Genomic DNA, 24,279 nt, shown 5'->3' on the forward strand with positions numbered 1-24,279 from the left:
GCAATCAAAGTCTGTCGCTCTCGTGAATTTCATCCTTCGCTGGGACAAAGCACACACAAAATCTGCGGCATTATATACTGGCGTCACTGAAACGGAAGCGACACCGCGTTCCGCGCCCAATCCCGGCGCCGCCCACATCGGAAATCCCATGCAACTCAAGAATCCCATCCTCGGCCTGTGCCAACAGTCCACGTTCATGCTCAGTGCCGCCAAAGTCGATCAATGCCCTGACGACGAAGGCTTCGAAGTCGCGTTTGCCGGCCGTTCCAACGCCGGTAAATCCAGCGCGCTGAACACATTGACTCACGCCAGCCTGGCGCGCACCTCGAAAACTCCGGGTCGCACACAGCTGTTGAACTTCTTCAAGCTAGACGAAGATCGCCGTCTGGTCGACCTGCCGGGCTACGGTTATGCAAAAGTACCGATCCCGCTGAAGATGCACTGGCAGCGTCACCTTGAGGCTTACCTCGGTGGCCGCGAGAGTTTGAAGGGTTTGATTTTGATGATGGACATCCGTCATCCAATGACCGACTTCGACTTGCTGATGCTCGACTGGGCCGTTGCGGCCGGCATGCCGATGCACATCCTGCTGACCAAGGCCGACAAACTGACCTACGGCGCAGCCAAAAACACCCTGCTCAAAGTGCAGTCGGAAATTCGCAAAGGCTGGGGCGATCAAGTCACCATCCAACTGTTCTCCGCACCAAAACGCATGGGCCTGGAAGACGCCTACACTGTACTTGCAGGCTGGATGGAACTGGCTGATAAGGGCTCTGAATTGCCTGCTGAGTAAATCGCAGGCAAAAAAAGCCCCGGATTTCATTGGGGAGGGAGAAATTCCGGGGTTTAAGTTCCGAACCGCTAGGGCGGGGTTCAGATATCTGCCAACACTTAACACAACATAGGAGCATTGAAGGGCTTCACCAGCCATTCAGTAACTCTGAGTAGTGACCTTCCAGATTAGTTCAGATTATTTTCAAAAAGCTTTGGAATAACCCCAAGCGCTTTTCGAAATAAGCAGGATTTATCAGGTCTGCCGCGACGCTATGTCGCGGCGACCGACATCAAATGGCTCAGTGAGCCTCATCCCAATTGTTGCCCACACCCACTTCGACCAGCAGCGGTACATCCAGTTTCGCCGCTTCGCTCATGTGCACGCGGATTTCGGCGCTGACGTGTTCGACCAGATCCTCGCGAACCTCCAGCACCAATTCATCGTGTACCTGCAGGATGACGCGAGCGTCCAGCCCGGACGTCGCCAGCCATTCATCCACCGCCACCATGGCTTTCTTGATGATGTCGGCAGCGGTGCCCTGCATCGGCGCGTTGATCGCCGTGCGTTCGGCGGCAGCGCGTTCCTGCGGCTTGTTCGAGTTGATCTCCGGCAAATAAAGACGACGGCCAAAGAACGTCTCGACATAACCCTGATCCGCCGCCTGCGCGCGGGTGCGATCCATGTACTCGCGAACCCCCGGATAGCGGGCGAAGTAGGTGTCGATGTAAGCCTTGGCAGTCTTGGTGTCGACGCCGATGTCCTTGCCGAGCTTCTGCGCGCCCATGCCGTAGATCAGGCCGAAGTTGATCGCCTTGGCGCCACGGCGCTGATCGGAGCTGACTTCGTGCAGTTCGACCTTGAACACTTCGGCAGCGGTCGCGGTGTGCACGTCGAGATTGTTGCGGAAGGCGTTCATCAAGCCTTCGTCCTTGGACAGGTGCGCCATGATCCGCAGTTCGATCTGCGAATAGTCCGCCGCCAGCAGTTTGTAGCCTTTCGGCGCGACGAACGCCTGACGAATGCGTCGACCTTCAGCGGTGCGCACCGGAATGTTCTGCAGGTTAGGATCGCTGGAGGACAAGCGACCGGTCGACGCCACCGCCTGATGATACGAGGTGTGGATGCGCCCGGTGCGCGGGTTGATCTGCTCCGGCAGGCGATCGGTGTAAGTGCTTTTCAGCTTGCTCATCGAGCGGTGCTCCATCAGCACCTTCGGCAAGCGGTGATCGTCTTCAGCGAGTTTCGCCAACACTTCTTCAGCAGTGGACGGCTGGCCTTTGGCAGTCTTCTTCAGCACCGGCAAACCAAGCTTCTCGTAGAGAATCACGCCCAGTTGCTTCGGCGAGCCGAGGTTGAATTCTTCCCCGGCGATCTCGAACGCTTCGCGCTCCAGCGCGACCATTTTGTTGCCCAACTCGATGCTCTGGATGCCGAGCAGCTCCGCGTCAACGAACGCGCCCTGGCGTTCGATGCGCGCCAGCACCGGCACCAGCGGAATCTCGATGTCGGTCAGTACGCTGGCCAGGCTCGGGATCGCGCTGAGTTTTTCGAACAGAGTCTGGTGCAGACGCAGGGTGATGTCGGCGTCTTCGGCGGCGTACGGGCCGGCCTGTTCCAGCGCGATCTGGTCGAAAGTCAGCTGCTTGGCGCCTTTGCCGGCGATGTCCTGGAAGCTCACGGTGGTGTGATCCAGATACTTCTGCGCGAGGCTGTCCATGTCGTGGCGCGTCGCGGTGGAGTTGAGCACGTAGGACTCAAGCATCGTGTCGAAGGCGATGCCGCGCACGGTGATGCCTTGGCTCTGATCACCACCGATGGCGCAGTTGGCCAGGATGTTCATGTCGAACTTGGCGTGCTGGCCGACCTTGAGCTTGCTCGGGTCTTCCAGAATTGGTTTGAGGGCGCGCAATACGGTGTCGCGATCCAGCTGTTCCGGCACGCCGATGTAGGAGTGGGTCAGCGGAATGTACGCGGCCTCGTTGGCCTGCACGGCGAACGACAGACCGACCAGTTGCGCCTGCTGCGCGTCGATGCCGGTGGTTTCGGTGTCGAAGGCGAACAGCTTGGCGTTGTTGAGTTTTTCCAGCCAGGCATCAAAACGTGCCTGATCGAGGATGGTTTCGTACGCCGCTTCGGTCGGAGCAGCAGGAGTTTCGATATCTGGCGCGCTGAACAGATCCCCAGCCGGTGCAGGCTCGCTGGCCGCGCTCAATTCCAGACGTTTGGCGTCGCGATCCAGATCATTGATCCAGCTTTTGAATTCCAGCAGCGAGTACAGCTCGTAGAGCTTGGCCGGGTCTTCCGCGCCCATCTGCAAATCGTCGAGTTCGACGTCCAGCGGCACATCGATCTTGATCGTCGCCAGTTGATAGGAGAGGAATGCCATCTCCTTGTGCTCTTCGAGCTTGGCCGGCAAGGTTTTCGCGCCGCGAATCGGCAGGGTCGGGACGATGTCGAGATTGGCGTACAACTCGGTGAGGCCACCGTTGACGCCGACCAGCAAGCCGGAAGCGGTCTTCGGGCCGATGCCCGGAACGCCTGGAATGTTGTCGGACGAATCGCCCATCAGCGCCAGATAATCGATGATCTGCTCCGGTGCGACGCCGAATTTCTCTTTCACGCCTTCTACGTCCATCGAGCTACCGGACATGGTGTTGACCAAGGTAATGTGGCCATCGACCAGTTGCGCCATGTCCTTGTCGCCAGTGGAGATGATCACCGGACGATCCGCCGCCGCGCTGCTGCGGGCGAGGGTGCCGATCACGTCATCAGCCTCGACGCCTTCCACGCATAGCAGCGGGAAACCGAGGGCGATCACGCTCTGGTGCAACGGCTCGATCTGCACGCGCATGTCGTCGGGCATGCTTGGGCGGTTGGCTTTGTATTCGGCGTACATCTCATCGCGAAATGTCCCACCCTTGGCGTCGAACACCACGGCGAACGGGCTGTCCGGGTACTGCTTGCGCAGACTCTTGAGCATGTTCAGCACGCCTTTGACCGCACCGGTCGGCAGGCCTTTGGAAGTGGTCAGTGGTGGCAGCGCGTGAAAGGCGCGGTACAGGTAAGACGAACCGTCCACCAGGACGAGGGGGGCTTGGCTCATGAGCAGGATCAACCTTTTCGGCGGGTCCGGCGCTAGAATAGCGGGACCGTTGACGACAAAGGGACAAGGTTATCATGCGTACGTTAAATCGCTTGCTGCTGGTCGGTCTGATTGCTGCCTCACCGTTGGCCGCGATAGCGGCGGATGATGCACCGACAGGGGAGCCGGAAGTTACCATCCGCACGGAAGGCGACAAGACCATTCAGGAGTACCGCCAGAACGGTTTCCTCTATGCGATCAAAGTGACCCAGAAAGGCTTTCCGCCGTACTTTCTGGTGCGTGCCGACGGGACGGATGCCAACTTCATCCGCTCGGATCAGCCGGATATGCTGATTCCGTCATGGAAGATTTTCGAATGGAAGTAAGTTTTTAATTCACCCGGCGCCGCAATTGGCGGCGCCCGTACTGGCAGTTAAAACATGTCTGTGTTCACGCCCCTGGCTCGGCCCGAGCTGGAAACCTTTCTCGCCCCTTACGGGCTAGGCCGTCTGCTTGATTTCCAGGGGATCGCCGCCGGCAGCGAAAACACCAATTTCTTTATCAGCCTGGAGCAGGGCGAATTTGTCCTGACCCTGGTCGAGCGCGGCCCGGTGCAGGAGATGCCGTTCTTCATCGACCTGCTCGACGTGCTCCACGAAGCCGATCTGCCGGTGCCGTACGCACTGCGCACCACAGACGGCGTGGCGTTGCGTGAGCTGAAAGGCAAGCCGGCGCTGTTGCAACCTCGCCTGTCCGGCAAACACATCAAAATCGCCAATGCCCAGCATTGCGCGCAGGTCGGCGAGTTGCAGGCGCACTTGCACCTGGCGACGCAGGGCGAGCGCATGATCAAGCGCAAGACCGATCGTGGCCTGGACTGGATGCTGGAAGAGGGCAGCGAATTTCTCTCGCACCTGAGCGATGAGCCGCGTGCCTTGCTGCAAAAGGCGCTGGATGAAATCAGCGAGCGTAAAGAGAAGATTCTCGCGCTGCCTCGGGCGAACATTCATGCGGATTTGTTTCGCGATAACGCGATGTTCGAAGGCACGCACCTGACCGGGCTGATCGACTTCTACAACGCCTGCTCGGGGCCGATGCTGTACGACGTGGCGATTGCCTTGAACGACTGGTGTTCGGACGAAGAAGGTTTGATCGATGGCCCGCGTGCCCGCGCATTCCTTGGCGCTTATGCGGCGCTACGGCCGTTCACGGCGGCGGAGGCTGAGTTGTGGCCAACGATGCTGCGGGTGGCGTGTGTGCGGTTCTGGCTGTCGCGGTTGATCGCGGCGGAGCAGTTTGCCGGGCAGGACGTGTTGATTCACGATCCGCGGGAATTTCAGCAGAAATTGGCGCAGCGGCAGCAGGTGCACACACCGTTGCCTTTCGCGCTTTAAGATCAAAAGATCGCAGCCTTCGGCAGCTCCTACATGGAATCACCTGTAGGAGCTGCCGAAGGCTGCGATCTTTTTCTATGGGTTTACAGAGATTCCAGGCACCCGGCCAGATCATTACCCAACTTTTCCAACACCTGCTCATACCCCTGAGCCGTCGCCGGGGTGTACCCGCCCAACGCATCCAGCTCAGCCAGTTTCACTGGCAGGCCAGCGACCAATGTCTCCGCCAGACGCGGACGCAACGGCGGCTCGCTGAACACACAGGTTTTGCCGACTTCCTGCAAACGCTTGCGCATCGCCGCGACATGCTGCGCGCCCGGTTGCACTTCGGCGGCCACGCTGAACACCCCGGTGTGCTTCAGGCCGTAAGCCTCTTCAAAGTAATCAAACGCTTCGTGAAAGACGAAGTACGGCTTGCCTTCAACGCTGGCCAGACGCTGCTTCAAGCGCTGATCCAATGCATCCAGACGCTCATCAAACGCCTTGGCGTTACTCTGATAACGCTCGGCATTCGCGGGGTCGGCGGCGCTCAAGTCTGCGGCCATCTTGTCGGCGATCACCCGCGCATTCACCGGCGACAGCCACAAATGCGCATCCAGTGTGCCCGGGCGATGATCGTGATCATGCTCGTCGGCCTCTTCGGCGTGGGAGTGGCTGTCTTCAGCAAAACGCCGCAGCTTCATCCCCGGCAGATCCTGCACCGCCACGCTCGGCAGCGTACGACCGTTCAGCACGCGCGGCAGGAATCCTTCCATGTCCGGGCCGATCCAGTAGAGCAGATCGACCGATTGCACCTTCCGTACGTCGGATGGCCGCAGCGCGTAATTGTGCGGCGAGGCACCCGGCGGCAGCAGCACTTCGGGAATCGCCACACCGTCCTGCACGGCCGCTGCAATCAGCTGCAACGGCTTGATGCTGGTGAGGACTTTGACCTCGGCCTGAGCCGAACCGATCAGCAGAAAACTGGCGACAAAAGCCACAAAAACAGAAAAAAGTCGGGACACGATGACCACTCAAGGAGGCGAGAACGGGTAACATAATAACGTCTCTATCAAAACTCGTCGCCGCCCATGCCTATTACACCGATTGCCAGCCGTCCCCACGACCACTCACATTGCGTGCACAGCGCTTTGTCCGAGGCCGATACCTTGTGCGCCCAGAAAGGCTTGCGCCTGACCGCGTTGCGCCGCCGGGTGCTGGAATTGGTGTGGCAAAGCCACAAACCGCTGGGCGCCTACGACATTCTTGCGGTGCTGAGCGAGCAGGATGGCCGCCGCGCCGCGCCGCCAACCGTGTACCGTGCGCTGGACTTCCTCCTGGAAAACGGCCTGGTGCACCGCATCTCTTCGCTGAACGCCTTCGTAGGCTGCGTCCATCCGGAGCACGCGCATCAGGGCCAGTTCTTGATTTGCCGCGAATGCCACGCCGCCATCGAACTTGAGCAAAAAGTGATCAGCGACGCGATTATCAACAGCGCCAAAGACGTTGGTTTCATCGTCGAAGCGCAGACCGTCGAAGTCGTCGGTCTGTGCTCCGGTTGCCAGGGGGCTTGATGAGCAATGCGCTGATCCGTCTGGAGCAGGTCGCCGTCACATTTGCCGGGCAGGCTGTGCTGGACAATATCGAGCTGAGCGTCGAGCCGGGGCAGATCGTCACCCTGATCGGCCCTAACGGCGCCGGCAAGACCACACTGGTGCGCGCCGTGCTCGGGCTGTTGAAGCCGAACAGCGGCAGCGTCTGGCGCAAGCCGAAGCTGCGCGTCGGCTATATGCCGCAAAAACTCCACGTCGATCCGACCTTGCCGCTGTCGGTGCTGCGCTTTCTGCGTCTGGTGCCAGGCGTTGACCGTCCGCGTGCGCTGGCCGCGTTGAAAGAAGTCGGCGCCGAGCACGTCATCGACAGCCCGGTGCAAAGCGTTTCCGGCGGTGAAATGCAGCGCGTATTGCTGGCGCGGGCATTGCTGCGCGAGCCGGAATTGCTGGTGCTCGATGAGCCGGTGCAAGGCGTCGACGTCGCTGGGCAAGCCGAGTTGTACAGCCTGATCACCCGTCTGCGCGATCGCCATGGCTGCGGCGTGCTGATGGTGTCCCACGATTTGCATCTGGTGATGAGCACCACCGACCAGGTGGTCTGCCTCAACCGTCACGTCTGCTGCTCCGGGCATCCCGAGCAGGTCAGCGGCGATCCGGCGTTTGTCGAGCTGTTCGGCAAGAACGCGCAGAGCCTGGCGGTCTATCACCACCATCACGATCACGCTCACGACCTGCACGGTTCGGTGGTCAAAGGGCCGGTGATTGGCCAACCTCACGTTCACGGAGACAACTGCAAGCATGGCTGATTTTCTGTTGTATGCCCTGCTTGCAGGTCTGGCGCTGGCGATCGTTGCAGGTCCGCTGGGTTCGTTCGTGGTCTGGCGGCGCATGGCCTATTTCGGCGACACCTTGTCCCACGCTGCGCTGCTCGGTGTGGCGCTGGGCTTTTTGCTGGATGTCAGCCCGACGGTCGCGGTCACCGTAGGCTGTCTGCTGCTGGCGGTGCTTTTGGTGACTTTGCAACAGCGCCAACCGCTGGCGTCTGACACGCTTTTGGGAATTCTCGCACCGAGCACGCTCTCTCTCGGCCTGGTGGTACTAAGCTTCATGCATGAAGTGCGGATCGACCTGATGGCCTATCTGTTCGGCGACCTGCTGGCGATCAGCCCGACTGATCTGGCGTGGATCCTCGGCGGCAGCGCGGCGGTGCTGGTGTTGCTGGTGACATTGTGGCGGCCATTGCTGGCGATCACCGTGCATGAAGAGCTGGCCAAGGTCGAAGGCCTACCGGTTGCAGGTCTGCGCATGGCGCTGATGTTGTTGATTGCGGTGGTGATCGCGGTGGCGATGAAAATCGTCGGTGTGTTGCTGATTACTTCACTGCTGATCATTCCGGCGGCTGCGGCACAGCGTCACGCCCGATCGCCGGAGCAGATGGCGGTCGGCGCGAGCCTGCTGGGTATGGTCGCGGTGTGTGGCGGCCTTGCTTTGTCATGGTTCAAGGACACCCCGGCAGGCCCGTCAATCGTTGTGACGGCGGCCGCACTGTTTCTGCTGAGTTTTGTTCTGCCCCGTCGTGGGGTGTAGACTTGGCCGCTTTTTGCGCAAATAGAGAGTCGCAGGAATGAAGCCGTTCGCCTCCCGTTATCTGCTCCTTGTCGCATTTTCAGTGCTGCTGGGCGCCTGCCAAAGTACCCCACCGGTGGTTGAAACCCCCGATGCGCGAGCTACGGCCATCGCACAGCTGGAGCAAAGCCTGGCCAGCAGCGAACTGGCCACCGCTGAAGACCAATTGGCTGCTTTGCAGAAAGAAACTCCCAATGATCAATCCCTTGAGCAATACCAGCGGCAATTGGCCGAAGCGTATCTGCGTCGCAGCCAGATTGTGTTGCAGAAGGGTGATGTGAATGCCGCCGCTACGGCATTGAGCCGTGCTCGCGTGCTGATGCCGAAAGCGCCGGCGCTGACCGGTGGCGTCAACGGCGCGATTACTGAAGCGCGCAAGGCTGAGCTGGAGAAGGCTGAAGCAGCGCTGCTGGCCGCTGAGGCCAAGCCGAAAGCCAAGGTGATCGATCCGACCGCCGAGAGCACCACGGTTGCGCTGAATATCACCGATAGCCACAAACTTCGCCGCCAACTGGATGCGATCGCCGCCGATGTGGTGAATTATGAGTGTGGGGTGACGATTCAGGCACCACGGACGAATGACTATCCTTGGTTGTCGACGTTGCTGACCAAGCGGGTGAAGAAATTGAACCCGGATTTTGATCTGAAGATTGAGAATCAGATCGTGCGCACGGTGCCGGCGCAGATGGTTTTGAGTCCGCGTAAACCGTAAAAAGATCGCAGCCTGCGGCAGCTCCTACATGGGATTGAGGTACACCCTGTAGGAGCTGCCGAAGGCTGCGATCTTTTGCTTTTTAAGCTGGAATCGCTTTAGCCTTAGGCTCACGAGCCCAAACCCGATGCTGCCCAATCGCAGCAAAGAACGGCTTGGTCAGCGCCGGTACATCCTTGCCTTGCAACAACCCGGCATCCGCTTCCAGTTTCAGCAGATCCTGCAGCTGCTTGGCATCACCCTGCAACGCAATCGCCTTCAAATGCTTGTAAGCCTCCAGCACGTAGTGCAACGCCACGCCGTCACCGCTCAAGGCCTTGACCGACGCCGCGCCGCCCGGCACAAACACCGCATCGAAAATCACCGACGGCATGCCTTCCATTGAAGCATCCACAGGCAACATTTTGCCGTCCGCAGTTTTCACCGGCGCCGAAGTCGGGCCGAGCAATTTCGCGTGCGCACCTTCCGCCGCCAATGCCTTCTTCATCGCATCAATCGCCGCACCATCGACGCCGTTAGCAGCAAGAATCGCCACTTTGCGGGTTTTGATATTCTCTGGCAGCAGATTCGCCTGGCTCAACGCTGGCGAGTGATCGAACGACACCTTGCGCGCATCCACCGTGCCTTTGGTAGGCGCAGGCAGACCCAGGTTGGCCGCTACACGCTTGGCCAGTTCCAGATCAATGTTGGCCAGAATCTCGTTCACCTCGCGCGCGCGGATGAACTCGCGTTCAACCTTGCCCAGTTCGAAGCTGTAGGCCGCGATGATGTGCTCTTTCTCGTGGTCGCTCATGCTGTTGAAGAACAACGTCGCTTGGGAAAAGTGATCGCTGAACGACTCGCTGCGCTGACGGATCTTGTTCGCGTCGATGCGCTCTGGATAACTTTCAAAACCACCGTCCTGCGCGGCAGGCGGGGTTTCTTTCGGCCAGCCGCCATCAATCGAGTTCGGCTCGTAGGAAGCACGGCCCTTGTCGATCACCGTACGGTGCTGCGCATCGCGCTGGCCGTTGTGGAATGGCGCGACCGGGCGGTTGATCGGCAGCTCGTGAAAGTTCGGCCCACCGAGTCGGCTGATTTGCGTATCGGTGTAGGAAAACAGCCGACCTTGCAGCAGCGGGTCATTGGAGAAGTCGATGCCCGGCACGATGTGACCAGGGCAGAACGCAACCTGCTCGGTCTCGGCGAAGAAGTTGTCCGGGTTGCGGTTCAAGGTCATTTTGCCCAGCGGCGTGATCGGCACGATTTCTTCGGGGATCAGCTTGGTCGGGTCGAGGATGTCGAAATCGAAGTCGTGCTCGTTTTCCTCCTCGATGATCTGCACGCCGAGTTCCCATTCCGGGTAGTCGCCCATCTCGATCGCTTCCCAGAGGTCGCGGCGATGGTAGTCGGTGTCTTTACCGGCGAGCTTCTGCGCCTCGTCCCACACCAGCGAGCAAGTGCCGGCAGTAGGGCGCCAGTGGAATTTGACGAAGCGCGATTTGCCTTCGGCGTTGATCAGCCGGAAGGTGTGCACGCCGAAGCCTTGCATGCTGCGCAGGCTTTTCGGGATCGCCCGGTCAGACATCGCCCAGATGACCATGTGCGCTGATTCCGGCACCAGCGAGACGAAATCCCAGAAGGTGTCGTGGGCAGAGCCACCGGTAGGGATTTCATTGTGCGGCTCGGGTTTCACTGCGTGGACGAAGTCGGGAAACTTGATCGCGTCTTGAATGAAGAAGACCGGCATGTTGTTGCCGACCAGGTCGAAGTTGCCTTCATCGGTGAAGAACTTCACCGCGAAACCGCGCACGTCGCGTACTGTATCGCCGGAACCACGCGGGCCCTGCACCGTGGAAAAGCGCACAAACACCGGCGTCTTTTTCCCCGGATCCTGTAGGAAACCGGCCTTGGTCAGCGTCGAATGGTTCTCGTAAGCCTGAAAGAAACCATGGGCGCCAGTGCCGCGCGCGTGGACGATGCGCTCCGGGATGCGTTCATGGTCAAAGTGCGTGATTTTTTCACGCATGATGAAGTCTTCAAGCAGCGATGGCCCGCGCGGGCCGGCCTTCAGGGTGTTCTGGTTGTCAGCAATCTTGACGCCCTGATTGGTGCGCAGGGCTTGGCCAGTGGCGTCGGAGCGGAATTTCTCCAGGCTGTCGAGTTTGGCGTTGGTGTTGGCTCGATCCGGGGCATCGGTTCCGGCCATCTGGCTTTTGTCGGACGTAGGCTTCTTGCTCATCAGTCGTAAACTCCTCGGTTGACCCCGTGTTTGCCGGGGACTCTTGAGTGGTTCCCGGGCACGGCACCCAGGGTTTTCAAGTCGCTTACTTAGTGACTGATGAGGCGCTCGGAGCGTTCCTTTTTTATGACCTTTGATCTTGTTATTGCCAAATCGAAGGTTAATTGCGAAATAAATGCTAAGAACCTCTATACGGACAGGCTAAAATGCGCGCCCGGCTAACCGCTGATCCTTTTCTAACGCGCCCCACAAGGTTCGCTACGTGATCGAGTTTCAAAACGTCCACAAGACTTACCGCGTCGCCGGTAAGGATATTCCCGCGCTGCACCCGACCAGTCTCTCGATTGAGAACGGTCAGGTCTACGGCCTGATCGGCCATTCCGGTGCGGGAAAAAGTACCCTGCTGCGTCTGATCAATCGCCTGGAAGATTCCAGCGGCGGCAAGATCTTCGTCGACGGTGAAGAAGTCACCGCGCTCGACGCCAAAGGCCTGCGCCGTTTCCGTCAGCAAGTCGGGATGATCTTCCAGCACTTCAACCTGTTGGCCTCGAAGACCGTCGCCGACAACGTTGCGTTGCCGCTGACCCTGGCCGGTGAATTATCGACCAGCGAGATCAATCAGCGTGTGGCTGAACTGCTGGCGCGCGTCGGTTTGTCCGACCACGCCAAAAAGTACCCGGCGCAATTGTCCGGCGGCCAGAAGCAGCGCGTCGGCATCGCCCGCGCTCTGGCGACCAAGCCGAAGATTCTGCTGTGCGACGAGGCCACGAGTGCCCTCGACCCACAGACCACGGCCTCGGTGCTGCAACTGCTGGCCGAGATCAACCGCGAGCTGAAACTGACCATCGTCCTGATCACCCACGAGATGGACGTGATCCGTCGTGTTTGCGATCAAGTGGCGGTGATGGACGCTGGCGTGATCGTCGAGCAAGGTTCGGTGGCCGATGTGTTCCTGCATCCGCAGCACCCGACCACCAAGCGTTTTGTTCAGGAAGACGAGCAGGTCGATGAAGGCGAGCAGCGTGATGATTTCGCGCACGTGCCGGGCCGTATCGTCCGTCTGACCTTCCAGGGCGAAGCGACCTACGCGCCTTTGCTCGGTACTGTCGCCCGGGAAACCGGGGTCGACTACAGCATCCTCGCCGGTCGTATCGACCGCATCAAAGACATCCCCTACGGGCAATTGACCCTGGCCGTCACCGGTGGCGACATGGAAGCGGCATTCGCCCGCTTCACCGCCGCTGATGTCCACATGGAGGTGCTGCGTTAATGGAAATGTTCGACGCTGCAATCAAGAACTACGACGCCGCGATAGAAGCCATCAAGCTGTTCTTCCAGAACATCGACTGGCTGGAAATCGGCCTGGCCACCAACGACACCATGATGATGCTCGGCGGCTCGCTGCTGTTCACCGTGTTGCTCGGCCTGCCGCTGGGCGTGCTGCTGTTTCTCTGCAGCCCGCGCCAGTTGCTGGAAAACCGCGTTCTCTACGCGATCATGTCGTTGGCGGTGAACATCCTGCGTTCGCTGCCGTTCATTATTCTGTTGATCGTGATGATCCCGCTCACCGTGCTGATCACGGGTACGTCGCTGGGCGTGGCCGGTGCGATTCCGCCGCTGGTGGTGGGTGCCACGCCGTTCTTCGCGCGTCTGGTGGAAACCGCGCTGCGTGAAGTCGATCGCGGCATCATCGAAGCGACCCAGGCCATGGGCGCGACCACGCGGCAGATCATTCTCAACGCATTGCTGCCAGAAGCCCGTCCGGGCATCTATGCAGCGATTACGGTGACGGCGATTACACTGGTTTCCTACACGGCAATGGCCGGTGTGGTCGGCGCCGGTGGTCTGGGTGACCTGGCGATCCGTTTCGGCTACCAGCGTTTCCAGACTGACGTGATGATCGTCACCGTGGTGTTGCTGCTGATTCTGGTGCAAGTGCTGCAGATGGTGGGCGACCGTTTGGTCGTGCATTTCTCGCGCAAATAAGCGGTTTTGTATTGAACAGATGAGCCGGCCATTCGCTGGCAGGCGCCAGACGGGCGCCAGACGGGCGCCTCATAAGGAGTTAGCTGAATGAAAAAACTGATCGCTGCTTTCGCTGCCGTTGCAGCATTCTCGGCCCACGCCGAAACCCTGACCGTTGCCGCCACCCCGGTGCCGCACGCAGAAATCCTCGAGTTCGTGAAGCCAGCCCTGGCCAAAGAAGGCGTGGATCTGAAGGTCAAGGTCTTCACCGACTACATTCAGCCGAACGTACAGGTCGCTGAAAAGCGTCTGGACGCCAACTTCTTCCAGCACCAGCCGTACCTCGATGAGTTCAACAAGGCCAAAGGCACCAACCTGGTCGCCGTGACCGGTGTGCACCTGGAGCCACTGGGCGCTTACTCGAGCAAGATCAAAGACCTGAAAGACCTGCCAAGCGGCGCCAACGTGGTGATCCCGAACGACGCCACCAACGGCGGCCGTGCGCTGTTGCTGCTGGCCAAGGCTGGCGTGATCACGTTGAAGGATCCGACCAACATCCTGTCGACCGTCAAAGACATCGCGACCAACCCGAAAGACCTGAAAATCCGTGAACTGGAAGCCGCGACCATCCCGCGCGTGCTGACTCAGGTTGACTTGGCGCTGATCAACACCAACTACGCGCTGGAAGCCAAGCTCGATCCGTCCAAGGATGCGCTGGTGATTGAAGGTAATGATTCGCCGTACGTGAACATCCTCGTGTCCCGCCCGGACAACAAGGACAGCGACGCGATGCAGAAACTGGCTGCTGCGCTGCACAGTCCGGAAGTGAAGAAATTCATTACCGAGAAGTACAAAGGCGCGGTATTGCCGGCGTTCTGATTTAGATTGCTGCAACGAAAAAAGGGGACGCCATGAGCGTCCCCTTTTTTTGTTTGAAATACCGACCCTGTAGGAGTGAGCCTGCTCGCGATTGCGGTATAGCTGTCACATCAATATTGGATGTGCCGACGTCATCGCGAGCAGGCTCACTCCTACAAGGGATCGGCGGTGTTCTTATTTGCGGTTTAGCATGACCGGGAGTTGCGCAACCAGTTTGGCATTATTCAACGGCGCCCGAATAAAGCCGCGCTGGGTGCCATCCGGGCCAATCACCGCGAGGTTGCCGCTATGGTCGACGGTGTAATTCGGCTTACTCGTATCCGCTGGAATAAACGGAATACTCACCGCATTCGCGACCTTCTGCAGCTCTTCAATCGAGGTCGGCGTCAGACCAACAAACTGCGGATCAAAGTAGCCCAGATACTGCTTCAACTGCTTGGGGTTATCGCGGTTCGGGTCAACGCTGACCAGCACGATCTGCAATTTATCCACAGCGTCTTTCGGCAGTTCACTCTTGATCTGGCGCAGTTGGGCGAGGGTAGTCGGGCAGATGTCCGGGCAGAAGGTGTAGCCAAAGAACAGCAAACTCCACTTACCTTTCAGCTCATTGATCGCCACCGGTTTGCCGTCCTGATCGGTCATCGTCACGTCCGGCAAATTGCGGCTCTGCGGCAGCAGGATGATGCCGGCGTCGATCAGCGCCGTCGGGTCGCCCTGGCCCTTGCCGCTCAGCACTTTGTTGACGGTCAGGCCGAGGATCAGCGCGATCACGGCGACGAGGATGAAGACGGTTTTCTGGGTTCGAGTCATAGGTTCAACAGTAAGTAGTGGTCTACGAGCAGGGCGATGAACAGCAGAAACAAGTACCAAATAGAGTACTTGAAGGTGTTGATCGCCGCGTGCGGCCGAGTGCCACGGTACAGCACCACGGCCCATTGCAGAAACCTTGCGCCCAGAGCGAGCGCGCAAATCAGGTAGAGCACGCCGCTCATGTGGATCACGTAAGGCAGCAGACTCACCGCCAGCAGCGCGAAGGTGTACAGCAGAATGTGCACTTTGGTGTAGTGCTCGCCGTGGGTGACCGGCAGCATCGGGATGTCGGCTTTGGCGTATTCCTCTTTGCGATGGATCGCCAGCGCCCAGAAGTGCGGCGGCGTCCAGGCGAAGATGATCAGCACCAGCAACAACGGTTCGGCGCTGACGTGGCCGGTGGCAGCCGTCCAGCCGAGCAGTGGCGGGGCGGCGCCGGCGAGGCCACCGATGACGATGTTCTGTGGCGTCGCACGTTTGAGGAAACCGGTGTAGATCACCGCGTAACCGAGCAGCGAGGCCAAGGTCAGCCAAGCGGTCAGCGGATTGGTGAAGGTCAGCAACAAGGCCTGACCGAGCAGCGCCAGAACCAACGCAAAGGTCAGCGCCGCTGCGGGCGAAACCCGGCCCTCGGCCAACGGCCGTTTATGCGTACGCGCCATCACCGCATCAATGCGCCGATCAACCACATGATTGACCGCCGCCGCGCCACCGGCACATAGCGCAATCCCCAGATTGCCGAACACCAGCACCGTCCATGGCACCCCGGCGCGGGTCGCGAGGAACATGCCGACCAGCGAAGTGATCAGCATCAGCACCACGACTTTCGGTTTGGTCAGTTCCAGATAATCTCGCCACAGCGCTTGGGCGGAACGTTCGCCAATCAGAATCGCCACGGCGTTTCTCCTTTAATAGTGATGGGCGCGGCCGCGTGTTTGCGCGGGCTCAGGCGCCAGCGCGCGAGCACCGGTTGTTTGACTCGAACCAGACTGGTGCGCGCGTGGTAATTGACCAGCACCATGGTCAGCAACAACGCGGCCCCGCCGGCGTTATGCGCGACCGCCACTGGCAGCGGCAGATGGAACAACACGTTGCTGATGCCGAGGGTGATCTGCGCCGCGAGGGCAATCAGCACCAGACCGGCCAACCGCGTCATGCCAACCACTTTTAGTTGCCAGGCGAGACCGAGCAGCACCAACGTCACCAGCAACGCGCCGATCCGGTGAGTCAGGTGAATCGCCGTGCGCGCATCGCTGTCGAGTTGCCCGCCGAGATAATTCGGGCCGATGTGTTGAGTCAGATGAAACCCATTGGCGAAATCCGCTGGCGGCAACCACTGCCCGTGGCAGGTCGGGAAGTCGATACACGCCACCGCCGCGTAGTTGGAACTGACCCAGCCACCCAGCGCGATCTGACCAATCACCAACAGTAATCCCGCCGTCGCCCAATACTGCAAACGCTTGGGCACGGTCAGCGCCGGCAGCACGCCGGACAATCTAAGCGTCAGCAAAAACAGCAGACTCAAGGTCGCAAACCCGCCGAGCAGATGCCCGGTGACCACCTGCGGCCAGAGCTTGAGCGTCACCGTCCACATGCCGAACGCCGCTTGTGCGAACACCACCGCGAGCAGAAACAACGGCAGTTTCAACGGCTGCCCCGGATGACGTCGATTGACCCACGCCCGCCCGGCCAGAATCGAAATCAGCATGCCGAGAGTGCCGGCGAAGTAGCGGTGGATCATCTCGTTCCAGCCCTTGTGCGCCTCCACCGGCGAGTCGGGGTAATGCAGTTCGGCATGGGCCAGTTGCGCTTCGCTTTTCGGCACGCTGATAAACCCGTAGCAGCCCGGCCAGTCCGGACAGCCGAGGCCGGCGTGGGTCAGGCGCGTATAGGCGCCGAGCAGCACCACAATCAGCGCCAGCAGGGTGGCAAACAGCGCGAGGCGAAATCCAGGTTTGGCCATGACGATGCCCTTATCCGATGTTCGACAGTTTCAGCAGATGACGCAGGTCGTTGAGCAGATCCTTGCCCTTCACATTCGGCTCATAACGCAGCACGAGATTGCCGTGGGGGTCGATGATCCACAGTTGCGGCGTGGCTTTGTCGCCCGTGGTTTTACTGAACACAGCGGCGTCCAGCGGGTAGCGTTGCAGCTGTGGATATTCGCGGTTGAGCTTGGCGTCGTAATCAGCGCTGACCGGTTGTGCAGCGGCGAGGGCATGGCTGGCGCGGCCGGCATCGCGACCGAGGCCGATCTGGATCTGCCGCGCCAGATACACCAGTTGCTGGCAATCCACCGCGCAATCCTTCGGCGCGGTGACCAGGATCTGCCAACGATCCTCGTCGGCCTGCACGCCAAGGTCAGCGCGGGTCTGGCCGTTGCCGATCAGTTCGCCGTGATAGCTGCGACCCTCCGGCACCCAGAACTGCAATTTGTACATGCCGGTGGCGAGCACCATTGGGCCAATCACGCCGAGCAAAATCAGCAGCAACTGAATGCGCCCGCGACGGCGGCTGGCGGCAGGTTTCGCCTCAGACATGCTGGGTGGATTCATGGCCGTTCCCATGGTGTTTCTCCTTTGCGTTGTGCAAGCCCAAATAGACGTAGAGGCCGAGCAGGGCGGTGGCCATGGCGAACCACTGCACGGCGTAACCGAGGTGTTTTTCCGGGCCCATCGCAACCACCGGCCAATCGGCCTCGTAGCTGGCCGGGCCGGGTTCGGCGCGTAATTCGTAGGCGAAGCCGTCGCGGTCGAGGCTTTGCCACAGCTTGGCGGGTTCGACGGCGGTGATGGTTTGTGGCCAGGTGCTGCTGACTGGATCAGCGTGCAACTGGAAAGTGGCGCCGGGGGCGACGTAGACCCAAGCATCGATATTCAACGCCTCAGTGGGCGTAGTGAATTGCGGCGGTACACGGCGATCCGGCCACGGCAACCAGCCGCGATTGACCAGCAGCCACAGACCGCTGCGTTGATCCTGAAACGGTTGCAGCAACTCGACGCCGACCTTGCCGTTACGCTGGCGGTTATCCAGCAACAGACTGTGCGCGGCATCGAACTGGCCGTGCAGGTGCACGCGGCGATAGGCCGGATCGGATGTGTGTGGCAACTCGGTGCTGGCCATCGGCTCGGCCGCGCGACGTTCGGCGTAACTGGCGAGCAGGGCGGTTTTCTCCGCGCCTCGGCTCAGTTGCCAAAAGCCCAAAGACACCAATAGCGGCAACAACAACGCCACCACCACGGTCGGAATCACGCCCGGACGAAAGCGCTTCATGGCCGCGCCACAAAGTCAGTCGTTGCGCTCGCTATACTCAATGGCATCGCCTGTCCCCCGGAGTTCTTCCCATGCTCAAAACAGCGATCGTCCTGATGCTGATTGCCACGGTGATCAGCCTGTTCAGCGGCCTGTTTTTCCTGGTCAAGGACGACAGCAGTTCCAATCGCCTGGTCATCGCCTTGAGTGTTCGGGTGGCATTGGCCGCTGCCACCGTCGGCTTGATCGCCTGGGGCTTTTACAGCGGCCAATTGGTGTCGCATGCACCGTGGTAGACACTAGTTGCAAGTGGCAAGCGGCAAGCTACAAGTTAAAAGCCTTACCGCTTTGCCTTGAAGCTCGAAGCTTGCAGCTTGCAGCTTTTGTTGTGGCTTGCAGCTGTTGTTAAAGTACGTAAACGAAGATAAACAGGCCGATCCACACCACGTCGACGAAGTGCCAATACCAGCTCGCCGCTTCGAAGCCGAACTGGTGTTCGTTGTCGAAGTGGCCCTTCATGATCCGCATCAGCATCACAAACAGAATGATCGTGCCGATGGTCACGTGGGCGCCGTGGAACCCGGTGAGCATGAAGAACGTCGCGCCATAAATGCCTGAACCGAGGGTCAGGCCCAGTTCGTGGTAGGCGTGAATGTATTCCTCAGCCTGGAAGCCGAGAAACGCGCAACCGAGCAGCACGGTGATCGCCAGCCAGATTTTCAGCGCGCCGCGATGGCCCTTCTTCAAGGCATGGTGGGCGATGGTGATGGTCACGCTGGAGCTGACCAGCAGGATCGTGTTGATCAGCGGCAGGCCCCACGGGCTGATGACGTCCTTGGGCGGCGGGAACAGTTTCGGATCCGGCGTGTGCAGCAGCGGCCAGGTGAACTGGAAGTTCGGCCACAGCATGTGCGCGATGCCTTTGGTGCCTTCCCCGCCGAGCGCCGGGCCGGAGACGTGGCGCACGTAAAACAGCGCGCCGAAGAAGGCGACGAAGAACATCACCTCGGAAAAGATGAACCAACTCATGCCCCAGCGAAACGAGCGATCCAACTGCGCGCTGTAGAGTCCCGCGCGGCTTTCCTTGATCACCGCGCCGAACCAGCCGAACAGCATGTACGCCAGCAACAGGCCACCGACGAAAAAGATGTACGGGCCGTGGGATTCCGGGCGCGCCGCCTTTAGATCGTTGAACCAGACGGCCAAGCCGTACACGGTGATGGCCATGCCGAAGGTCGCAATGATCGGCCATTTGCTTTGCGGCGGAACGTAATAATGCTCATGAGTTGCCATTTATTGTTCTCCTTATCGGGCACGCTCAACCGCCAGTGTTTACAGCCACTGGCGGATGTCGGGCGGTGATATCGAACAGCGTGTAGGACAGCGTCAGGTGCTTCACATCCTTGGGCATGTCGCGGTCAACAATGAAGCGCACCGGCATCTCGATCTGCTGACCGGGCTGCAGCACTTGCTGGGTAAAGCAAAAGCATTCGGTCTTGTGGAAATACGCCGCCGCGTTGCTCGGCGCGATGCTCGGCACGGCTTGCGCACTCATCGGTTTGTCGGTGGGGTTGCGCGCGATGAAGATCATCTCGTTGACTGCGCCGGGATTGGCGGTGAGTTCGTCATGCTTGGGGTAAAAGTCCCACGGCATGTCGACGTTGTTGGTCGACAGAAACTGCACGCGCACCTGGCGCGAAGTGTCGACCACCTGCTCACCCTCGTACTGCCCACCGGTCTTGCCGTTGATGCCGAAGGCTTTGCACATCACGTCGTAGATCGGCACCAAAGCGAAACCGAACACGAACATCGCCACCACCACGCCGAGGAGGCGGGTGACGAGCTTCTTCATCGAGATCGAGTCAGCCATTGTTCAACCCTCCCCGGTGATCACCTTTGCCTGGTAATACCTTTGTGGTGAGGGGATTTATCCCCGACCGGCTGCGCAGCAGTCGTAAAGCCGGCGCATGGGGTGTGCCTGATACACCTCGGTTGCAGATTTTGGGGCTGCTTCGCAACCCAGCGGGGATAAATCCCCTCGCCACAGGGGCTCTATGTGCATCCAGAGAATATCTGTGAACATCAACAGGGGCTCTATGTGCATCCAGAGAATATCTGTGAGCATCCACAGGGGATCTGTGCCTCTGCACCAATTTCACAAAAGGCTGGATATTCATTTCACTTCCGGCGGTGTGGTGAAGGTGTGGTACGGCGCCGGTGACGGCACGCTCCACTCCAGACCTTCCGCGCCATCCCAAGGTTTGGCCGGTGCTGGCGGGCCGCCGCGAATGGTTTTGATCACGATGAACAGGAAGAAAATCTGCGTCGCGCCGAACATGAACGCGCCAATCGACGAGACCATGTTGAAGTCGGCGAACTGCAGGTTGTAGTCCGGAATCCGTCGTGGCATCCCCGCCAATCCGACAAAGTGCATCGGGAAGAAGGTCAGGTTCATGCCGACAAACGACAGCCAGAAATGCAGCTTGCCGAGGGTTTCGTCGTACATGTGGCCGGTCCATTTCGGCAGCCAGTAATAGGTCGACGCGAAGATCCCGAAGATCGCCCCCGGCACCAGCACGTAGTGGAAGTGCGCGACGACGAAGTAGGTGTCCTGATACTGGAAGTCCGCCGGGGCGATGGCCAGCATCAGCCCGGAGAAACCGCCGATGGAGAACAGGATCACGAACGCCACGGCAAACAGCATCGGCGTCTCGAAGGTCAGCGAGCCTTGCCACATGGTGCTGGCCCAGTTGAACACTTTCACCCCGGTCGGCACCGCGATCAGCAGCGTCGCGTACATGAAGAACAACTCGCCCACCAACGGAATGCCGACCACGAACATGTGGTGCGCCCAGACGATGAACGACAGGAACGCAATGCTCGCCGTCGCATAAACCATCGAGGTGTAGCCAAACAGCGGCTTGCGCGAAAAGGTCGGGATGATCGAGCTGACCGCGCCGAAGGCCGGCAGAATCATGATGTACACCTCGGGATGCCCGAAGAACCAGAACACATGCTGGAACAACACCGGGTCACCGCCACCGGCAGCACTGAAGAAACTGGTGCCGAAGTGAATGTCCATCAGCATCATCGTCACGCACCCGGCCAGTACCGGCATCACCGCGATCAGCAGGAACGCGGTGATCAGCCAGGTCCAGACGAACAGCGGCATTTTCATCAGCGTCATGCCGGGGGCGCGCAGGTTGAGAATGGTCGCGATCACGTTGATCGCGCCCATGATCGAGCTGATGCCCATCAAGTGGATGGCGAAGATGAAGAAGGTCACGCTTTCCGGTGCGTAAGTGGTCGACAGCGGCGCGTAGAACGTCCAGCCGAAGTTCGGCCCGCCACCGGGAGTGAACAGGGTCGACACGAGGATCAGGAACGCCGCCGGCAACAGCCAGAAGCTGAAGTTGTTCATCCGGGGCAGGGCCATGTCCGGCGCGCCGATCATCAACGGGATCATCCAGTTGGCGAGGCCGACGAAGGCCGGCATCACCGCACCGAAGACCATCACCAGACCGTGCATGGTGGTCATCTGGTTGAAGAACGCCGGCTCGACGATTTGCAGCCCCGGCTGGAACAGTTCGGCGCGAATCACCATCGCGAACGTACCGCCGAGGAGGAACATGCAGAACGCAAACCACAGATACAGCGTGCCGATGTCCTTGTGGTTGGTGGTCAGCACCCAGCGCATCAGGCCTTTGGCAGGGCCGTGGGCGTGGTCGGCATGACCATGGTCATCGATTACAGCGCTCATGGCCGGTCTCCTTTACGTGAGTGGGCGAGGCAGGCCGGGGCGCGCTGCCCCGGCCGGTTCACGAAGTACGCGATAGACCGGCTCATTTGCTTTCCGCCTGTTTCAGCTCCAGCACTTCTTTTGGCGTGACCATGTCGCCCTTGTTGTTGCCCCAGGCGTTACGTTCGTAGGTCACGACCGCTGCGATATCGACTTCCGACAGCTGCTTGCCGAACGCCGCCATGGCGGTGCCGGGCTTGCCGTGGAAGACGATGCTCAAGTGGCCTTCTTTCGGTCCGGTGGCGATTTTCGAGCCCTTGAGCGCCGGGAACATTGGCGGCAGGCCCTGACCTTCGGCCTGGTGACAGGCGACGCAGGTGGTGTGATAAATCTTGTCGCCGCGCTCTTTGAGTTCGTCGAGCGTCCACTCCTTGCTGGTCAGCTCTTTAAGCTGCGCGGCTTCGGCTTTGCGCTCAGCGAGCCATTTGTCGTAGTCGGCCTTCTCCTTGACCTCGACCACGATCGGCATGAAGCCGTGATCCTTGCCACACAGTTCGGCGCACTGGCCACGGTAGATGCCGGGCTTGTCGATGCGCGTCCACGCTTCGTTGACGAACCCCGGGATCGCATCGCGTTTGACCGCGAAGGCCGGCACCCACCACGAGTGGATAACGTCGGCGGAGGTCACGAGGAAGCGCACCTTGGCCCCGGTCGGCAGCACCAACGGCTTATCGACCTCGAGCAAGTAGTGCTCGCCCTTGGCTTCCTTGTTGTGGATCTGCTCGGCGGGGGTGGCCAGGTTGCTGAAGAACTCGACGTCCTGGCCCAGGTATTTGTAGTGCCACTTCCACTGATAACCGGTGATCTGGATATCGATATCCGGCTCACTGGTGTCGTACATCTTGATCAGGGTGGCGGTCGCCGGCACGGCCATCGCTACCAGAATCAGGAACGGTACGACGGTCCAGAGAATCTCGACGGTGGTGCTTTCGTGGAATTTTGCGGCGACCTGCCCGGTAGAACGGCGGTGCACCATCATCGACCAGAACATGGCGCCGAAGACGATGATCCCGATCACCACACAGATCCAGAAAATGGTCATGTGCAGGTCGAATACTGCGTGACTGATTTCAGTCGCTCCAGGCGCCATATTCACAGTCCATGCGGCGTGTGCCGGACTGAAAATCGACCACAACAGGAGGCCCATCCAGACGTGTGGATGTCGCATCATTGCGGGTTCCCCTTATCGTTCTTGTTATCCCGCCGGCTTTCGCCTGCGGCAAGGGAGCGGCTGCATCAGACTACGAACTTGAATCGCCGGGCCTTGCTGCGGGTGCAGTCGGGCGTCATCAGCTAACTCCATTCACTGGCGAGTATAGTCAGCGGCTGAGAATTGCAACGTGGCGAGGTAAATGATCTGAAACAGCTGGAACTTGCGTTCAAGGGCACGAATGGAGAAGGATGCAGACGAGTGGTGGCAAATCGATATAACGCAGCTGCATCAAGGATGAAATAATTATGACAAATGCGTCTTAGCAATTTTCGTAAGCCAGCTAACTTATGTCTTCCCTAATTCATTGCCTTGTTCCCTGGAGTTTTCATGAACACCGCCGCATTGCGCGAGCAGATCCAAACAGCCCAACAGCACGAGAAAGACACCGGCCTGCTGACCCGTCAGCTGGAAAGCAAGCTGCCTCATTTACACCCGGCCATTCAACTGCCGGAAGCCGACGCCCAGGGTGTGCTGACGCGTTTTGTCGCCGCCTACATCGATGAAGTGCCAGACCTGCTGGATGCAGCCAATGAAGTCGCCAGGGAAGCGGGAATCGAATCGCAGATCAAACCGGTGCTGAAAATCGCCGAGCAGTATTTCCTCCAGCCACCCGCCATCATGGCCGGGCATGTTGGCCTGGATAGCCTGCTGGATGAAGCCTATCTGGCGCACCGTTTTGTCGAAGAGGTCAACGACCTGTACATCAAGCATTTCGGCCAGCCACTGATCCCCCTGGACATGACGGTCGCCAACTTGATTGCTCACCAATTGATCGGTGAGGAATTTGCCAACCAACTGGACGAAGCGGTGCATCACGCGATCGACGAGATGCTCAACGACGAAAGTTTTGCGCTGGAATCGGTAGAAGCCTACCGCGAAAAACTCAGCAGCCCGGACACCGGCGCCGCGTGGAAACGCTGGCCGTGCATGAGCCGCCGATTGGGCGTAGGCCTGGAACTCGACCAGCCCGCCGCCTGATTTCACACGATCCAATGTAGGAGCTGCCGCAGGCTGCGATC

24 protein-coding genes are annotated in these 24,279 nt (G+C 59.7%); 12 read left to right on the forward strand and 12 right to left on the reverse strand.

Going from position 1 to position 24,279, the window contains the following annotated elements:
• Positions 1 to 148 precede the first annotated feature (148 nt).
• Positions 149 to 793 carry a ribosome biogenesis GTP-binding protein YihA/YsxC gene (gene yihA / locus ACIOMO_RS24030; protein ID WP_401243982.1) on the forward strand — a complete coding sequence of 215 codons (645 nt, stop codon included), beginning with the start codon at positions 149 to 151 and terminating at the stop codon, positions 791 to 793.
• A 280-nt stretch (positions 794 to 1,073) separates the two neighbouring features.
• Here yihA and polA read toward each other — a convergent pair whose 3' ends face one another.
• Entirely contained in the window at positions 1,074 to 3,878 is a 2,805-nt protein-coding gene (gene polA, locus ACIOMO_RS24035; RefSeq protein WP_401243984.1) for a DNA polymerase I, read from the reverse strand.
• Positions 3,879 to 3,952: 74 nt separating this feature from the next.
• Here polA and ACIOMO_RS24040 point away from each other — a divergent pair, with 74 nt between their 5' ends.
• Both ACIOMO_RS24040 and ACIOMO_RS24045 read left to right on the forward strand, forming a co-directional pair.
• Positions 3,953 to 4,243 carry a DUF2782 domain-containing protein gene (locus ACIOMO_RS24040; protein WP_053125408.1) on the forward strand — a complete coding sequence of 97 codons (291 nt, stop codon included), beginning with the start codon at positions 3,953 to 3,955 and terminating at the stop codon, positions 4,241 to 4,243.
• Positions 4,244 to 4,297: 54 nt separating this feature from the next.
• Positions 4,298 to 5,251 carry a homoserine kinase gene (locus ACIOMO_RS24045; RefSeq protein ID WP_401243986.1) on the forward strand — a complete coding sequence of 318 codons (954 nt, stop codon included), beginning with the start codon at positions 4,298 to 4,300 and terminating at the stop codon, positions 5,249 to 5,251.
• A gap of 83 nt (positions 5,252 to 5,334) precedes the next feature.
• Here ACIOMO_RS24045 and ACIOMO_RS24050 read toward each other — a convergent pair whose 3' ends face one another.
• Positions 5,335 to 6,255 (reverse strand): zinc ABC transporter substrate-binding protein ZnuA, encoded by a 921-nt coding sequence (locus ACIOMO_RS24050; protein ID WP_103302959.1) that lies wholly within the window; start codon positions 6,253 to 6,255, stop codon positions 5,335 to 5,337.
• A 66-nt stretch (positions 6,256 to 6,321) separates the two neighbouring features.
• On the opposite strand from ACIOMO_RS24050, the gene ACIOMO_RS24055 reads away from it, so the two are divergent.
• From ACIOMO_RS24055 to ACIOMO_RS24070, 4 genes are read left to right on the forward strand one after another with little or no spacing between them, the layout of a single operon-like run.
• On the forward strand, positions 6,322 to 6,804 hold the full coding sequence (locus ACIOMO_RS24055; protein ID WP_053125415.1) for a Fur family transcriptional regulator: 483 nt from the start codon (positions 6,322 to 6,324) through the stop codon (positions 6,802 to 6,804).
• On the forward strand, positions 6,804 to 7,589 hold the full coding sequence (gene znuC / locus ACIOMO_RS24060; protein WP_401243989.1) for a zinc ABC transporter ATP-binding protein ZnuC: 786 nt from the start codon (positions 6,804 to 6,806) through the stop codon (positions 7,587 to 7,589). Before ACIOMO_RS24055 ends, znuC begins: the two co-directional genes overlap by 1 nt.
• On the forward strand, positions 7,582 to 8,370 hold the full coding sequence (znuB, locus tag ACIOMO_RS24065; protein ID WP_159813375.1) for a zinc ABC transporter permease subunit ZnuB: 789 nt from the start codon (positions 7,582 to 7,584) through the stop codon (positions 8,368 to 8,370). Before znuC ends, znuB begins: the two co-directional genes overlap by 8 nt.
• A gap of 37 nt (positions 8,371 to 8,407) precedes the next feature.
• Positions 8,408 to 9,121, forward strand: coding sequence for a PA5502 family lipoprotein (locus tag ACIOMO_RS24070; protein WP_401243991.1), 714 nt, complete (start codon positions 8,408 to 8,410; stop codon positions 9,119 to 9,121).
• Positions 9,122 to 9,203: 82 nt separating this feature from the next.
• On the opposite strand, the gene katE is transcribed toward ACIOMO_RS24070, so the two are convergent.
• The gene (gene katE, locus ACIOMO_RS24075; protein ID WP_159813445.1) at positions 9,204 to 11,345 is read right to left on the reverse strand and encodes a catalase HPII; all 2,142 of its coding nucleotides are present in this window, start codon (positions 11,343 to 11,345) and stop codon (positions 9,204 to 9,206) included.
• 259 nt (positions 11,346 to 11,604) lie between these two features.
• On the opposite strand from katE, the gene ACIOMO_RS24080 reads away from it, so the two are divergent.
• The 3 genes from ACIOMO_RS24080 to ACIOMO_RS24090 all read left to right on the forward strand — a co-directional run bounded on the left by ACIOMO_RS24080 (position 11,605) and on the right by ACIOMO_RS24090 (position 14,186).
• On the forward strand, positions 11,605 to 12,612 hold the full coding sequence (locus ACIOMO_RS24080; protein WP_007911748.1) for a methionine ABC transporter ATP-binding protein: 1,008 nt from the start codon (positions 11,605 to 11,607) through the stop codon (positions 12,610 to 12,612).
• A gap of 5 nt (positions 12,613 to 12,617) precedes the next feature.
• On the forward strand, positions 12,618 to 13,328 hold the full coding sequence (locus ACIOMO_RS24085) for a methionine ABC transporter permease (RefSeq protein WP_172680176.1): 711 nt from the start codon (positions 12,618 to 12,620) through the stop codon (positions 13,326 to 13,328).
• Between the two features lie 87 nt (positions 13,329 to 13,415).
• Positions 13,416 to 14,186 (forward strand): MetQ/NlpA family ABC transporter substrate-binding protein, encoded by a 771-nt coding sequence (locus tag ACIOMO_RS24090; protein WP_159813371.1) that lies wholly within the window; start codon positions 13,416 to 13,418, stop codon positions 14,184 to 14,186.
• Positions 14,187 to 14,360: 174 nt separating this feature from the next.
• Here ACIOMO_RS24090 and ACIOMO_RS24095 read toward each other — a convergent pair whose 3' ends face one another.
• The 5 genes from ACIOMO_RS24095 to ACIOMO_RS24115 are packed head-to-tail and all read right to left on the reverse strand — an operon-like array spanning position 14,361 to position 18,269.
• The gene (locus ACIOMO_RS24095; RefSeq protein WP_007911741.1) at positions 14,361 to 14,996 is read right to left on the reverse strand and encodes an SCO family protein; all 636 of its coding nucleotides are present in this window, start codon (positions 14,994 to 14,996) and stop codon (positions 14,361 to 14,363) included.
• Positions 14,993 to 15,892 carry a heme o synthase gene (gene cyoE / locus ACIOMO_RS24100; protein WP_401243994.1) on the reverse strand — a complete coding sequence of 300 codons (900 nt, stop codon included), beginning with the start codon at positions 15,890 to 15,892 and terminating at the stop codon, positions 14,993 to 14,995. Before cyoE ends, ACIOMO_RS24095 begins: the two co-directional genes overlap by 4 nt.
• Positions 15,880 to 16,959, reverse strand: a complete 1,080-nt coding sequence (locus tag ACIOMO_RS24105; protein ID WP_400651848.1) for a heme A synthase — start codon at positions 16,957 to 16,959, stop codon at positions 15,880 to 15,882. Before ACIOMO_RS24105 ends, cyoE begins: the two co-directional genes overlap by 13 nt.
• Positions 16,960 to 16,969: 10 nt before the next feature.
• Positions 16,970 to 17,563 carry a hypothetical protein gene (locus ACIOMO_RS24110; RefSeq protein ID WP_159813363.1) on the reverse strand — a complete coding sequence of 198 codons (594 nt, stop codon included), beginning with the start codon at positions 17,561 to 17,563 and terminating at the stop codon, positions 16,970 to 16,972.
• On the reverse strand, positions 17,529 to 18,269 hold the full coding sequence (locus ACIOMO_RS24115) for an SURF1 family protein (protein ID WP_401243996.1): 741 nt from the start codon (positions 18,267 to 18,269) through the stop codon (positions 17,529 to 17,531). Before ACIOMO_RS24115 ends, ACIOMO_RS24110 begins: the two co-directional genes overlap by 35 nt.
• A 71-nt stretch (positions 18,270 to 18,340) precedes the next feature.
• On the opposite strand from ACIOMO_RS24115, the gene ACIOMO_RS24120 reads away from it, so the two are divergent.
• Entirely contained in the window at positions 18,341 to 18,544 is a 204-nt protein-coding gene (locus tag ACIOMO_RS24120; RefSeq protein WP_007911731.1) for a twin transmembrane helix small protein, read from the forward strand.
• 109 nt (positions 18,545 to 18,653) lie between these two features.
• Here the strand turns inward: ACIOMO_RS24120 and ACIOMO_RS24125 are convergent, their stop codons facing one another.
• The 4 genes from ACIOMO_RS24125 to coxB form a co-directional block, all read right to left on the reverse strand.
• On the reverse strand, positions 18,654 to 19,541 hold the full coding sequence (locus ACIOMO_RS24125; protein WP_053125435.1) for a cytochrome c oxidase subunit 3: 888 nt from the start codon (positions 19,539 to 19,541) through the stop codon (positions 18,654 to 18,656).
• 25 nt (positions 19,542 to 19,566) lie between these two features.
• Positions 19,567 to 20,118 carry a cytochrome c oxidase assembly protein gene (locus ACIOMO_RS24130; protein ID WP_053125438.1) on the reverse strand — a complete coding sequence of 184 codons (552 nt, stop codon included), beginning with the start codon at positions 20,116 to 20,118 and terminating at the stop codon, positions 19,567 to 19,569.
• A 303-nt stretch (positions 20,119 to 20,421) separates the two neighbouring features.
• Positions 20,422 to 22,008, reverse strand: a complete 1,587-nt coding sequence (gene ctaD, locus ACIOMO_RS24135; RefSeq protein ID WP_016986466.1) for a cytochrome c oxidase subunit I — start codon at positions 22,006 to 22,008, stop codon at positions 20,422 to 20,424.
• Between the two features lie 82 nt (positions 22,009 to 22,090).
• Positions 22,091 to 23,218, reverse strand: coding sequence for a cytochrome c oxidase subunit II (coxB, locus tag ACIOMO_RS24140; RefSeq protein ID WP_053125439.1), 1,128 nt, complete (start codon positions 23,216 to 23,218; stop codon positions 22,091 to 22,093).
• Between the two features lie 369 nt (positions 23,219 to 23,587).
• On the opposite strand from coxB, the gene ACIOMO_RS24145 reads away from it, so the two are divergent.
• Positions 23,588 to 24,238: a hypothetical protein gene (locus ACIOMO_RS24145; protein WP_053125446.1), complete on the forward strand. Its 651-nt coding sequence runs from the start codon at positions 23,588 to 23,590 to the stop codon at positions 24,236 to 24,238.
• The last annotated feature ends 41 nt before the right edge of the window (positions 24,239 to 24,279 follow it).

It is taken from the genome of Pseudomonas sp. NPDC087804 (assembly GCF_044742965.1).
Classification (GTDB): domain Bacteria; phylum Pseudomonadota; class Gammaproteobacteria; order Pseudomonadales; family Pseudomonadaceae; genus Aquipseudomonas; species Aquipseudomonas rustica.